10 protein-coding genes are annotated in these 12967 nt (G+C 72.9%); 1 reads left to right on the top strand and 9 read right to left on the bottom strand.

The window, feature by feature from the left end:
• Nucleotides 1-198: 198 nt before the first annotated feature.
• The 9 genes from ABT299_RS50780 to topA form a co-directional block, all read right to left on the bottom strand.
• The gene (locus ABT299_RS50780; RefSeq protein ID WP_500255250.1) at nt 199-552 is read right to left on the bottom strand and encodes a hypothetical protein; all 354 of its coding nucleotides are present in this window, start codon (nt 550-552) and stop codon (nt 199-201) included.
• A 62-nt stretch (nt 553-614) separates the two neighbouring features.
• Nucleotides 615-1439 carry a PSP1 domain-containing protein gene (locus ABT299_RS50775; protein ID WP_387031967.1) on the bottom strand — a complete coding sequence of 275 codons (825 nt, stop codon included), beginning with the start codon at nt 1437-1439 and terminating at the stop codon, nt 615-617.
• 64 nt (nt 1440-1503) lie between these two features.
• On the bottom strand, nt 1504-2538 hold the full coding sequence (locus ABT299_RS50770) for a TolB-like translocation protein (protein ID WP_347256860.1): 1035 nt from the start codon (nt 2536-2538) through the stop codon (nt 1504-1506).
• A 131-nt stretch (nt 2539-2669) separates the two neighbouring features.
• Nucleotides 2670-3530, bottom strand: coding sequence for a fructosamine kinase family protein (locus ABT299_RS50765; protein WP_500255249.1), 861 nt, complete (start codon nt 3528-3530; stop codon nt 2670-2672).
• 1 nt (nt 3531) lies between these two features.
• Nucleotides 3532-4011: a low molecular weight protein-tyrosine-phosphatase gene (locus tag ABT299_RS50760; RefSeq protein ID WP_500193654.1), complete on the bottom strand. Its 480-nt coding sequence runs from the start codon at nt 4009-4011 to the stop codon at nt 3532-3534.
• A 114-nt stretch (nt 4012-4125) separates the two neighbouring features.
• The gene (locus ABT299_RS50755) at nt 4126-5829 is read right to left on the bottom strand and encodes a S8 family peptidase (RefSeq protein ID WP_387031825.1); all 1704 of its coding nucleotides are present in this window, start codon (nt 5827-5829) and stop codon (nt 4126-4128) included.
• A 252-nt stretch (nt 5830-6081) separates the two neighbouring features.
• Nucleotides 6082-7224, bottom strand: a complete 1143-nt coding sequence (locus ABT299_RS50750; RefSeq protein WP_190860632.1) for a DNA polymerase III subunit delta' — start codon at nt 7222-7224, stop codon at nt 6082-6084.
• A 100-nt stretch (nt 7225-7324) separates the two neighbouring features.
• Nucleotides 7325-9442: a dTMP kinase gene (gene tmk, locus ABT299_RS50745; RefSeq protein ID WP_500255248.1), complete on the bottom strand. Its 2118-nt coding sequence runs from the start codon at nt 9440-9442 to the stop codon at nt 7325-7327.
• Between the two features lie 28 nt (nt 9443-9470).
• Entirely contained in the window at nt 9471-12167 is a 2697-nt protein-coding gene (gene topA, locus ABT299_RS50740; RefSeq protein ID WP_463043108.1) for a type I DNA topoisomerase, read from the bottom strand.
• Between the two features lie 253 nt (nt 12168-12420).
• Between topA and ABT299_RS50735 the strand changes: the two genes are divergently transcribed.
• On the top strand, nt 12421-12606 hold the full coding sequence (locus ABT299_RS50735) for a DUF5703 family protein (RefSeq protein ID WP_151540728.1): 186 nt from the start codon (nt 12421-12423) through the stop codon (nt 12604-12606).
• Nucleotides 12607-12967 lie beyond the last annotated feature (361 nt).

Genomic DNA, 12967 nt, shown 5'->3' with positions numbered 1-12967 from the left:
TACGACGTCCTCGGCGCCCACCCGCTCCCCGCCGACGTCGCCGACGCCTTCAAGGCGGGCCTGCTGCCGATCATCGGCTTCTGCGCCGCGACCGCGGCCCTCGCCCAGCTCCTCCCCAAGCCGCCCCGCCCATGACCCATCCGCCCACCCGCCCCGGCGCCCACCCGCCGGGGCGCCCGCATGCCGGAGGGCGCGGGGTCACAGCGAGGCGATGACGATGATCACGATGATCCCGGTCATGAAGAGGACCTGGTTGATGAGGATGCGGCCGGCGAGTCCGCGCGGAGCCTTCGGGGCGTCCGCCAGGTCGAAGATGAGCAGGGGCCGCCCAAGGGTGCACGCGATCAGCCAGGTCAGCGTGATCGCCGGGACCATCGCGGCCTTCTCCCCCGAGAGGCCCATCTTGCCGTGGGCCACAGCCAGCCATCCCAAGGCGACGGCGACCCAGATCAGGCCGTAGGCGAGGGAGGCCCCGTAGCCCAGCCACTTCCCCTCGCGCAACGCCAGCAGTTCGATGAGACCGAGCTCGGAGAACATCACCCAGAGCGCCATGACCCGCTCCCCTAGTGCGTCAGGCCCGCAGGACCCTTGGTCGCCGCGTTCGTGTCGAGGCTTCAGTCGTCGGTGGGAGCGTTGTAGTGGGCGTCGTGTTGCTGGCGGGGGGAGCAGACGGAGGCGGACGGGCAGGAGCAGCGGCGGGAGCCGACCTTCACCGTGATGCGGTCGCCCGGGACGTTGTAGCCGATGACCTGGCCGTCGCCCTCGGGGGTCGAGACCTTCGCGCCGAGGCGCGGCGCCTTCTCCTTGAACTCGGTGTAGAGCGGGTGCTCGTACTTGAGGCAGCACATGAGGCGGCCGCAGGCGCCGGCGATGCGGAGGGGGTTGACGGGGAGGTCCTGCTCCTTCGCCATGCGGACGGAGACGGGCTCGAAGTCCTTGAGGAAGGTGGCGCAGCACAGGTCGCGGCCGCAGGGGCCGATGCCGCCCTGGAGGCGCGCCTCGTCGCGGGGGCCGACCTGGCGGAGCTCGACGCGGGCCTTGATGTTGCGGGCGAGGTCGCGGACCAGGGCGCGGAAGTCGACCCGGTGCGGGGCCGTGAAGTAGATCTTGAAGACGTTGTCGGCGTCGAGGTAGTCGACGCCGATGACCTTCATCGGCAGCTCGTGCCGGCGGATGAGGCGCTTGGCGATCGAGCGGCCCTCGGCGCGGCGGCGGCGGTTCGTCTCGTCGCGGGCGAGGTGCTCGTCGGTGGCGGGGCCCGCGCATTCGGGCAGGCCGCCGATGTCGTCGGACACCCACTGCGGCGCCCACACGCATTCGGCGACCTCCGGGCCCCCGTCGGTCGGGACGAGGACCTTGTCGCCGACCTTCGGGGTGTGCGGGCCCGGATCGAGATAGTAGAGCCGGCCGTAACGGGTGAAGCTGACGGCCATCACCATGCCCACGGTTCCGCTCCGTTCGCCCGGTTTCGTGCGTCCACTGTACGGCGGACCCGGGCGGAGATCACCAGGCCGCGTCGGCGAGATCCGTTCCGGGGAGCGTTCCAGCGCCCTCGGCGTAGAGGCGGCCGTCGCCGCCGGTGATCAGGAGCTTGCCCTCGCCGCCGGTGTCGAGGCCGGTGATGAGGCCGTTCAGCCGCTGCTTCCAGACGACCCTGGCCGGCGCGCCGGTGGCCGTCGAGTACGCCTGGACGGACGCGACGGAGCGCTGGACGACGCCCGCGGCGGCGGTCTTCCCGTCGCGGCTGAGGACCGCGCTGGTCGTGCCCTTGGGCAGGACGGTGACGGGCTTGCTGGCCTTGAGGTCGCCCCCGGCGCCGCCGGTGTCCAGCGTGCGGAGTTCGTGGCGGACCTCGGTGTACTTGCCGCCCGCGCGCCGGACGGGGTTCCACACGAACGCGAGCGTGTCGCCGGCCCAGGAGAGGCTGCTGACGCGCGCGGAGTAGCCGGTCGTCCACGTCTTGCGGGCACCGGTGCGGGCGGACACGACGTCGATGCGGGCACGGGCGCCCTTGTAGGTGACGTAGGCGATGCGGTCCCCGTCGGCGGACACGGCCAGGTCCGACCAGGGCGCGGAGGCGCCGGGGATCGTCGCGGCGGGGATCTCGGTGAGGGACTCGGGACGGCCGTCGGCGGCGAGCTTGAGCCGCTGGAACGTGACCTTCCCGGCGCCGGAGGACGCGACGACGTAGGAGTCGCCGTCGCCTGCGACATGGTGGAACCGGCGCCCGTCGGGGGCGGCGACGGGCAGGCCGAGGGCGGCGCCGGTGCGGGCGTCGCGGACGGTCAGCGCGGTGCCCGCGCGGGTGACGCCGACGACGGCCCGCGGGCCCGCCGGCGTGGTGTCGGCGGCGGCGGCCTCCGCGTCGTGCTTCTTGTTCGCCTCGCGCTGGTGCCGGTGGACCAGGTCGACGCTGCCGCCGGCGAAGAGCGCCGCGGCCGCGGCGACGCTGACCGGCAGGGCGGTCCGCCACACCTCCCGGAACCGGATACCGCTACCGCCCTTGTCGTTCCCGCCGTCCATGGGGTCGGTCCGCACCGCCTCTCCACTGCTCGGCATCTGATATATCGCGCGGCATCGTCCCGGATGGGCGGAGTTACCACTTCGAGTCCGAGCCCGGTGCCGCGAGGCGCAACGACCCTAGTGGATCGCCGCGCCCGACCGTAATGTCAGCCCAGGGCCGAACGGGCCGCCTCCACGAGCGAGGCGCGGTACGAGCCGCCGAACAGCGCCACATGGACGAGCAGCGGGTGCAGCTGGTGCAGCGGGACGCGGTCGCGCCAGCCGGGCGCGAGCGGCGCCTCCCGGTCGTAGGCGGCGAGGATCCGGTCCAGGTGCGGCGTCCCGAACAGCGCCATCATCGCCAGGTCCGTCTCGCGGTGGCCGCCGTGGGCCGCCGGGTCGATCAGCATCGCCCGGCCGTCCGTCCACTGGACGTTCCCGGACCACAGGTCGCCGTGGATACGGCTCGGCGGCTCCGGCGGCCCGGCGAGGTCCTCGACGGCGGCCATGACCCGTTCGACGAGCCGGACGTCGTCCGGGGACAGGTGGCGCTCGGCGCGGCGCAGGAACGGTTCGAGGCGGCGTTCGGCGTACCAGCGGGGCCAGCCGCGGTCGTCGAGGGTGTTGTCGAGGGGCAGGTCGGCGATGAACCCGTCCCAGGGCGCGCCGTAGGCGTCCGGACGGGCGCGGGTGTGCAGGGCGGCCAGCTCGCGTCCGAACCGTTCGGCGGCCTCCCGGGTGGGCGACGCGGACGGCAGCCACGGCAGGACGAGCATGTGGTCGTCCGCCGCGAGGACGTCCGGGACGGGCGCGTCCGGCCCCGCCTCGCCCAGCCAGCGCAGCCCGGCCGCCTCCGCCGCGAACACCCCCGCCTGGTCGGGCGCGGCCTTCACGAACACCTCGCGGCCGTCGTCCAGGGACGCGCGGTGCAGCGTCCACGCGTGGCTGGAGCCGAGCCCGCTCACCGCCCCGACCGGGCTGCCGAGCAGCCGCGCGACGCGTTCCCGCAGATCGGCCGGGCCGGGCATGTCAGGCGGCCTTCAGGCCGGCCCGGATCTCGTCCAGCAGGCCGGGGATCGCCGCCTCCACCTGCTCCAGCACCAGGTCGAAGTCGGCGCGGCCGCCGTAGTAGGGGTCGGGGACGTCCAGGTCGGCGCCCGCCTCGGGGTCGAACTCGCGCAGCAGCCGGATCCGCGCCCGCGCCTCGTCGTCCGGCGCCATCGACCGCAGCGCCCGCCGGTGCCCCTCGTCCAGCGCCAGGATCAGGTCGTAGCGGTCGAACCAGCCGTCCTCGAACTGGCGGGCGATGTGCGCCGACCGGTACCCGGCCCGGGCCAGCGCCGCGATCGTCCGCTCGTCGGCGCCGTCGCCCACATGCCAGCCGCCGGTGCCGGAGCTGTCGACCTCGACGTCCAGGCCCTCGGCCTCGACATGGTGGCGCAGGATCGCCTCCGCCATCGGCGAGCGGCAGATGTTCCCCGTGCAGACGAAAGTGACTCGGTACGGCATGGCCCCATCATGCCCCAGGTCACCGCACCCGGCTCACGGCGGCGGCGGGCGCGGGAACGGGCGAGCGCGGCCCCCGGCCGGGAGGGTCCCGGGGGCCGCGTGTCGGGAGAGGCCCTACCGCTGGACGGCGTGGAGCGCGTCCACGATGCCGTTGCCGAAGAACCCGTTCTGCTCCTTGGTCCCCTCACAGGTCTGCGTGGAGGTGTGCTTCACCCACTTGCCGCCGGTCTGCGTGTACCAGACGTATTCGACGGTGCCCGGGCTCGGGCACGCCTTGGGCGTGGCGCTGCCGCGCAGCTTCCACTCCACGAAGTCCGGGTCGAGGGTGAGGCCGCCCTGGCGGTCGCGGTGCCCGTACTTGCTGATGATGAGCGCGGCGACGCCCACCGCGTGCGGCGACGCCATCGACGTGCCCTGCAGCGACTGGTAGTAGGCGCACGTCTTGCCCTTGCAGCTGCGGATCACGTACGACACCTTCGGGGTGCCGTCCGCGTTCAGCTCGCCGCGCTCCTTGGCGAGGCGCTCGGGGTAGGCGGCCCAGATGCCGCCGCGGTCGTCCGGCCGCTGGGCGGCGTTGTCGACCTTGTCGCCGCCGGGCGCGGCCACCGCGACGTACCCGTTGCCGAAGCTGCTGTAGTACGACTTGCGGGTGCTCGGCCCGGTCGCCGAGATCGCGATGACGTGCTTCCCCTCGGACGGCATCGACTGGCAGCTCGCCGGGATCGTCCGCTCGTACGGCTTCTCGCCCGGGTAGGACGGGAAGTCCGGGCTCGTGTCGTCGATGTTGGTCTTGGTGTAGTCGACGAAGTCGTTGCCCGCCGCGGAGATCAGCGTGACGCCGTGCCGGTGCGCGAAGTCGAGCGCCCGCTGCGTCGCCTGGATGATGGTGCGCTGCTCCAGCTGGTCCTCGGGCTTGTCCGCCGGGTTGTCGGCGCAGTTCCACAGCCACGGGTCGATGTAATAGGACATGTTGACGACGTCGATGCCGTGCTTCGCCGCGTAGGTGAGCCCGTCGACGGTCGGCTGCAGGTAGAACTGCCCCGAGTCCTGCCCGACGCGCAGGTTCACCAGGGTCACGTTCGGCGCGACGCCCGCCGTTCCGAGGCCGTTCCGCGGGGAGGCGATCTCGGACGCGACGTGCGTTCCGTGGTCGTTGTCGTCCCAGTCGACGGGGTCGACGCAGGAGGTGAACTCGCACGGGCCGTCGAGTTCGTTGCCATCGGCGTCGGTCGGGATGTCGTGCGTGAAGTTCCGGCTGAGCCCGCGGTCGAAGTTCGGCTTGATGTCGGGGTGGTTCCCGTCCACGCCGGTGTCGAGGATGCCGACGAGGACCTTCTTCGAGCCGGGCTCGGCCTTGTACGACCCGTCCGCCGTCGCGTGGATCTGCTTCATGTCCCACTGCAGGTCGGCGAGGGGCTCGGTGTCCTTGGACGGCTTGCCCTTCACCGCCACCGGGCCCTGCGCGCCGACGGTCTTCTCGACCTTCGCGGCGGCCTTCTTCTCCTTCGGGGCCTCGCCGATGACCCGGTTGTGCGCGGCGCCGTCGAGGGCGCCCTGCCTCATCACCGCCTGGACGAACGCCGGATTCGCGGACCGGACGGTGGCGACGCCCACATCGGTGTTCTCCTGGACGATCGAACCGCCGGCCGCCTTCACCGCGTCGTGGGCCTTGCCGAGGGAGACGCCGTCCTTGTAGAGGACGACGTACTCCGACGCCTCGCCTTTCGCCCGCGGCTCGGCCGGTGCCGCGGACGCTGGAATCGCGAGCGCCGCCGTGGTGACGACGGCGCAGGCGGCGGAAATCAAGGCTCGCCGCAAAGCAGACCTCCTGGCCATGGGGGGAGCTCGCCCTTGTTCGGCGTGCTATGGCCAGCAGACGGTACGGGTGCGTCTGTTGAGAGACGCGCTCAAATTTGTAACAAAAGAGGAGGATTTATGTTAATCCAAGACGAGTCGTCGAATAACGGTGCTCATCCGGCACCCGGCCGGAACTCGGCCGGAACTCGGCCGGAACTCGGCCGGTGCTCGGCCGGTGCTCGGCCGGAGTACGCGGAAACGCGGCGCGGGCGCTCAGCCGGTGCGGAGCGCGAGCGTGAGCGCCTCGAACGCCAGCTGCGGGTTGACGTTGGCCGCGACCCGCTCGCGGCACTCCATGATCGCGTCCAGGCGGCGCAGGGTGTCCTCCGGGCGGCCCGCCGACGCCGCCGTCCGCAGCTCCGGGCCCAGCTCGATGTTGACCAGGTCGCTGCCCGCGCCGAGCTGGAGCGCCAGCACGTCCCGGTAGTAGGACGCGAGGTCCAGCAGCGTCCGGTCCAGCGCGTCGCGCATCACCCGCGTCGCCCGCGACTTCTGCCGCCCTTCGAGCTCCTTCAGGGCGCCCGCCGTCCCGCGCGGCATCCGCCCCTTCTCGCTCTCCCCCAGCGCCTTGCGCAGCGCGGACGTCTCCGTCTCGTTCAGCTCGACCGTCTGCGCGTCCCGCTCGGCCTCCGCCGCCTTCACCAGGACCTCCGCCGCCGCGACGGCCGGGCTCACCCCGGTCAGCCGGCGCGGGATCGCCACCACCCCGTCGCGGACCCGGCGCATCCGCGGGTCGCTCGCGAGCAGCCGCGCCCGGCTGATGTGCCCCTGCGCGGCCCGCGCGACGATCTCCGCGGTCTCCCGGTCGACGCCGTCGCGCTGGACGAGCATGTCCGCGACCGCCGCGATCGGCGGCGTCTGCAGCGTCACCTGCCGGCACCGCGACCTGATCGTCACGAGCAGGTCCTCCGCCGACGGGGTGCACAGCAGCCACACCGTCCGCGCCGGCGGCTCCTCGATCGCCTTCAGCAGCGCGTTCGCCGCGCCCTCGGTGGCCCGGTCGGCGTCCTCGAACAGCACGATCTGCCAGCCGCCGCCGCTCGGCGACGACGACGCCCGCAGCACCAGCGCGCGAGCGTCCTTGATCCCGAACGACAGCCCCTGCGGGCGGACGACCTCGACGTCCGCGTGCGTCCCCTGCAGGACCTGGTGGCAGGACGCGCAGTGCCCGCACCCGCGCGGCGTCTCGGTGCACTGCAGCGCCGCCGCGAACGCCCGTGCGGCGGTCACCCGTCCGGACCCGGGCGGCCCGGTGAACAGCCAGGCGTGCGCCATGCCGCCGCCGGTCCCCGCGGCCGCCGAGGACAGCTGCTCGACGACCGGCGCCTGCCCCACCAGGTCATCCCACACGCTCATGGAACAAGGCTAAGGGCTGCGCGCCCTCCGCCGGGACGCGTCGCCCATGCCCGGCGGCGCCGCCGGGCCTCCGGACGCGGCGCGGGCCGCGGACGCGCCACTAGACGTCGGTGATGGCCGGGAAGGTGCTCGTCGCGTCCTCGGTGCCGGCCGGGATCGGGTCCGGGAGGATCTCGCGGATGCGGTACTGGATCTCGCGGCTCAGCTCCGCCTGCGGGCGGCTCGCGTCCAGCACCAGGTACCGGTCGGGGTCGGCCTCGGCGAGCGCGCGGAAACCGGCCTGGACGCGCTCGTGGAACTCCTGCGGCTCGGACTCGATGCGGTCGGCGGGGGCCGACAGCCGGCGCAGCCCGTCCGCCGGCGGGACCTCCAGCAGGACGGTCAGGTCGGGCAGCAGGCCGCCGGTCGCCCACGCGTTGACGCGGGCGATGTCGTCGACCGGCTGCCGCCGCCCGTACCCCTGGTAGGCCAGCGACGAGTCCAGGTAGCGGTCGCTCACCACGATCGCGCCGCGCTCCAGCGCCGGCCGGATCACGTTCGCGACGTGGTCGGCGCGGTCCGCCGCGTACAGCAGGGTCTCGGCGCGGTCGGACAGCCCGGTGGTGTCCCGGTCCAGCAGCATCGCGCGCAGCCGCATGCCGATCTTGGTGGCGCCCGGCTCGTGCGTGGTGATCACGTCGTAGCCGTGGTCGCGCAGCCAGATCGCGGCGAGCCGCGCCTGGGTGGTCTTCCCGGCGCCCTCGCCGCCCTCGAACGCGATGAACACGCCGTGCTCGCGGCGGACCGGCTCCGGCTCCGCGACCTGCGACGGCGGGACGTACACCTCGCCGCGCAGCGCGGCCCGCAGGTCCGCGACGAGCGGGATGCCGCGCCGGTCGTCCAGCCTCCGGTAGGCGACGGCCCCGGCGACCAGCGCGAGGACGGCGGCGATCAGCAGCGCGGCCATCGAGCCGTCGAGGTCGTAGCCGTCGCCGACGTCGATCCGGTGCGAGCCGAGCGCGCCCGCGACCGCCGGGACGGCCGCGACCGAGACCAGCACCACGACGAGCGCGATCGACCGCAGGAACGCGCGCGGCCGGTCGGCCCCGGATTCGTCGCCGGGCCCGCGGACGGCCGCGGACGCGGTGGACCAGGCGGCCCCGGCGGCGACGCCGAGGAACGCCGTCACGAACGCCACGACGACGAGGTTCCGCACGAGCGCGGCCACGACCAGCAGCAGCGCGGCGGCGATCACCGCGAGGCCGAGGAGCCGGCGGCGGCTGAACGGGCCGAGGACGCGCGGGCCGAGGAACAGGCCGGACGCCAGCCCGGCGGCCAGCCCGGTGAGGACGGCGCCGTAGCCCGCGTCCCCGCCGCCCAGCTCGCCCGCGTGCACCCGCGCGACGGCGGCGACCGCGCTCGCGGCGAGCGCCGCGCCGCCGATCGCCAGGCCGAGGCCGCGGCCCGCGCGGTCGAGCCCGGTGCCCTGGAAGAGCAGCTTGAGCGGCGCCGGAACCGTGATCGGCTCCGTCGCCGGGACCTCCCTGACCAGCGCCGTCAGCGCGGCCGAGACGGCGAACACCACCGCGGTCGCGTACAGCGGGAGGTCGGCGCGGTGCGACGCTCCGAGCGCCGCGTTCGCGATCACCGCGAGCAGCGCGAACGCCAGTGCGGCGAACGGCGCGGGCCCGAACGCGGCGCGGGCCGCCGAGCGGCGCGCGCCGGCGCGCAGGTCGTCCTCCGGGGCGCCGCGCGCCACCACGGCCCCGCCCGCGGAGGCGCTCACGGTCGCGTCCGAGACCAGCGCCGGGAGCCCCGCGGCCGCCGCCGGCGTCCACAGCAGCGACAGGCAGCCGACCAGGAACGCGGCGGCCAGCGTCCACGGCAGCGCGTCCACCAGCGGCACCGTCAGGACGACCACGAACCGCAGCCCGTCCGCGATCAGCAGCGCCAGCCGCCGGTCGATCCGGTCGGCGAGCGCGCCCGCGAGCGGCGCGAGCAGCACCGCCGGGAGCACGAGCAGGGCCAGCACGCCGCCGACCGCCCGCAGCCGGGCCCCGGTGTCGTCCTCCGGCAGCACCGCCATCGCCGACAGCGCCGGGACCGCGAGCCATTGGCCCAGGCCGGACACCGACAGCGCGAGCCGTAGCCGCCGGAACGTCCCCGCCGCGGCGGAGAGCGACGTGGCACCCGGCTGCGGCGCGGCGGGGTGCGGCCGGGTGGCGTCCGTTCTGGTCATGTCGGTCAGGGTATCGGCGCGAATGTCGTTATGAGCCGGACTTTGCAGAGGTGCGGCGGCGGGTCGGCGTCTTCTTCTTCCCGCCGCCCGCGGCCACCTTCTCACGCCGTTCCGCGAGCAGTTCCGCGGCGCGCTGGATCGTGATGGACTCGACCTCGTCGCCCTTGCGCAGGCTGGCGTTCGTCTCGCCATCGGTGACGTACGGGCCGAACCGGCCCTCCTTCACCACCACCGGCTTGTCGCTCGCCGGGTCCTTGCCGAGCTCGCGCAGCGGCGCCGCCGCGGCGGCCCGCCGGCCCCGCTGCTTCGGCTGCGCCAGCAGCTCCTTCGCCTGCTCCAGCGTGACGGTGAAGAGCTCCTCCTCCGACCCGAGCGAGCGGCTGTCGGTGCCCTTCTTGATGTACGGCCCGAACCGGCCGTTCTGCGCCGTCACCGGCTCGCCGTCCAGCTCGCCCAGCGTCCGGGGCAGCGACAGCAGCTTCAGCGCGTCGTCCAGCGTGATCGTGTCCAGCGACATCGACTTGAACAGCGAGCCCGTGCGCGGCTTCGGCGCGTCGGCCTTCTTCGTGCGCTTCTTCTTCTCGCCCTCGGCCGGCGGCGCGGCCTCGGGCAGGATCTCGGTGACGTACGGGCCGAACCGCCCCGACTTCGCCACGATCATGTGCCCGGTCTCGGGGTCGACGCCCAGCTCCCGGTCGCCGCTCGGCTGCGCGAGCAGCTCCTCGGCCTTCTCCGCCGTCAACTCGTCCGGCGCGATGTCGTCGGGGATGTTGACCCGCTCGCCGTCCCGGTCCAGGTACGAGCCGTACCGGCCGACCCGGACCACGATGTCGGAGCCCTTCACCGGGAACGAGCTGATCCCCTTGGCGTCGATGTCCCCGATGTCCTCGGTGAGCTCCTTCAGCCCCTCTTCGCCGTTGTCGCCGAAGTAGAACCGGGTCAGCCACCGGACGCGCTCGGCCTCGCCGCGGGCGATCTCGTCGAGACCGTCCTCCATGTGCGCGGTGAAGTCGTAGTCGACCAGGTTGCCGAAGTGCTGCTCCAGCAGGTTCACCACGGCGAACGCCAGGAACGACGGGACGAGCGCCGTGCCCTTCTTGAACACGTAGCCGCGGTCCAGGATCGTCCCGATGATCGAGGCGTAGGTGGACGGGCGGCCGATCTCCCGCTCCTCCAGCTCCTTGACCAGGCTCGCCTCGGTGTAGCGGGCCGGCGGGCGGGTCGAGTGGCCCTCGGCGTCCACCGCGTTCGCCGACAGCGGGTCGCCCTGCTCCAGGTTCGGCAGCCGCCGCTCCTGGTCGTCGCGGTCGGTGGACGGGTCGTCCGCGCTCTCCACGTACGCCTTGAGGAACCCGTGGAAGGTGATCGTCTTACCGGTCGCACCGAACTCGGCCAGCTCGTTCTGCGTGGACGTGCCCGTCACCCGGATCGACACCGAGCGGCCCGCCGCGTCCTTCATCTGCGACGCGATCGTCCGCTTCCAGATCAGCTCGTACAGCCGGAACTGGTCGCCGGACAGGCCCGTCTCGGCGGGCGTCCGGAAGCTGTCGCCCGCGGGGCGGATCGCCTCGTGCGCCTCCTGCGCGTTCTTCACCTTCGACTGGTAGACGCGCGGCTTGTCCGGCACGTACTCGCCGCCGAACAGGGTCGCGGCCTGCCGCCGCGCCGCCGTGATCGCCGTCTCCGACAGCGTGATCGAGTCGGTTCGCATGTAGGTGATGAAGCCGTTCTCGTACAGCTTCTGCGCCACCGACATCGTGTACTTCGCGGAGAAGCCCAGCTTGCGGCTGGCCTCCTGCTGCAACGTGGTCGTCCGGAACGGCGGGTACGGCTTGCGCGTGTACGGCTTGGACTCGACCGACTTGACCTCGTACGGCCTGCCGCGCAGCCGGTCGGCCAGCGCGCGCGCCGACGGCTCGTCCAGGTGCAGCGCGTCCTTCGTCTTCAGCGTGCCGTCGGACGCGAAGTCGCGGCCCTGCGCGACCCGCTTGCCGTCGACGGAGACGAGCCCGGCCTTGAACGCCTTGGGCTCATCCTCCTTGCCGGTGTCGAACTCGGCGAGGATGTCCCAGTAGTGCGCCGGGACGAAAGCGATGCGCTCGCGCTCACGCTCCACCACCAGCCGCGTCGCCACCGACTGCACCCGGCCCGCCGACAGCTTCGGCATGACCTTCTTCCACAGGACCGGGCTGACCTCGTAGCCGTACAGGCGGTCCAGGACGCGGCGCGTCTCCTGCGCGTTCACCAGCGGCATGTTCAGCTGGCGCGGGTTCGCGGCGGCGCGCTGGATCGCGTCCTTGGTGATCTCGTTGAAGACCATCCGGTGCACGGGGACCTTGGGGTTCAGGACCTCCTGGAGGTGCCAGGCGATCGCCTCGCCCTCCCGGTCCTCGTCCGTCGCGAGGAAGAGCTCGTCGGCCTCCGCCAGCAGCTTCTTGAGCTTGGCGACCTGCTGCCTCTTGTCGGAGTTGACCACGTACAGCGGCTCGAAGTCGTGCTCGACGTTCACGCCGAGCTTCGCCCACGGCTCGCCCTTGTACTTGGCCGGCACCTCCGAGGCGCTCCCGGGCAGATCCCGGATATGGCCGATACTGGACTCCACGATGTAGCCACGGCCCAGGTAACCCGCGATCGTCTTCGCCTTCGCAGGCGACTCGACGATCACCAGGCGCGTTCCGGCGCCGTTCGCCCGGCCACTCTTCGCAGTGCCGTTCTTGGCTGGCACAGTCGCTCCAACCTCGCTGTCTGGTCTTCTAGCTCACACTCTTCTTACACAGGCTTCCTACAACGTCGCATCATGGCGGGTTCATGCCCGGATGCCCCACTGCCGCCCCTTCGGTTCCGCTCCGCCCGCGGCGGGCGCAACTCTCATCCGCCGCTCGCCTCCGGACAGGATGACATGCCGCCACCACCCGTGCGGACCGGGCCGCCCACCGTACGATGCACAACACCCGGTCCACCAAGTAATAATGGTCGCAATGGTGCAGTACACCTACCTCGTCCTGTCACTGCCGGCCGGCACCACGCGTGACACCGCCCGGCAGATCCTGACCGAGCACGCCGAACACGGCGGCTGGGAGATCGATCGGTTGCGCCTCTACCCGGACGGCCGCCGCCGTATTCAACTGCGCCGCAAGGTCATCCGGGCCGTCCGCACGTTCTGACCGCCCCGCCGGGCGTTCCGGCCGTTCCGGCCGATCGCGGAGGTTCGCTCCGTTTCCCCCGTTCCCGGTGATCAGGGGCCGTTCGCGGCGGGTCCGCCGAGTCTCGGACGGATCGTAGCACTACGTACGAATGCTATGACGTCCCGTAATCATAGTCGCCGGGCGGCGTGCTCGGACCGGCGTCCGGAAATGGCTTCGCCCGCCCCGGACCGCGCCTCCGGGACGGGCGAAGCGTTCGTGGACGGGGCGGGCCGGGGGGGGGGGGTGAACCCCCCGCCGGCCCCCCCCGGCCGCGCGGCCCCCCCCCCGCCGCTCGACCTCGCGCTGCTGGAGGCGCAGGGGACGGTGCTCGCCGAGCCCG

It is taken from the genome of Spirillospora sp. NPDC000708, from assembly GCF_040299565.1.
In the GTDB taxonomy this organism is placed as follows: Bacteria; Actinomycetota; Actinomycetes; order Streptosporangiales; family Streptosporangiaceae; genus Spirillospora.
This window is presented reverse-complemented; position numbering and strand designations above follow the sequence as displayed.

Bases quoted from the DNA above. Each gene is read 5' to 3' on its own strand.
- ABT299_RS50780 (WP_500255250.1), bottom strand. From the start codon at position 552: ATGGCGCTCTGGGTGATGTTCTCCGAGCTCGGTCTCATCGAACTGCTG.
- ABT299_RS50775 (WP_387031967.1), bottom strand. From the start codon at position 1,439: ATGGTGATGGCCGTCAGCTTCACCCGTTACGGCCGGCTCTACTATCTC.
- ABT299_RS50765 (WP_500255249.1), bottom strand. From the start codon at position 3,530: ATGCCCGGCCCGGCCGATCTGCGGGAACGCGTCGCGCGGCTGCTCGGC.
- ABT299_RS50760 (WP_500193654.1), bottom strand. From the start codon at position 4,011: ATGCCGTACCGAGTCACTTTCGTCTGCACGGGGAACATCTGCCGCTCG.
- ABT299_RS50750 (WP_190860632.1), bottom strand. From the start codon at position 7,224: ATGAGCGTGTGGGATGACCTGGTGGGGCAGGCGCCGGTCGTCGAGCAG.
- tmk (WP_500255248.1), bottom strand. From the start codon at position 9,442: ATGACCAGAACGGACGCCACCCGGCCGCACCCCGCCGCGCCGCAGCCG.
- ABT299_RS50735 (WP_151540728.1), top strand. From the start codon at position 12,421: ATGGTGCAGTACACCTACCTCGTCCTGTCACTGCCGGCCGGCACCACG.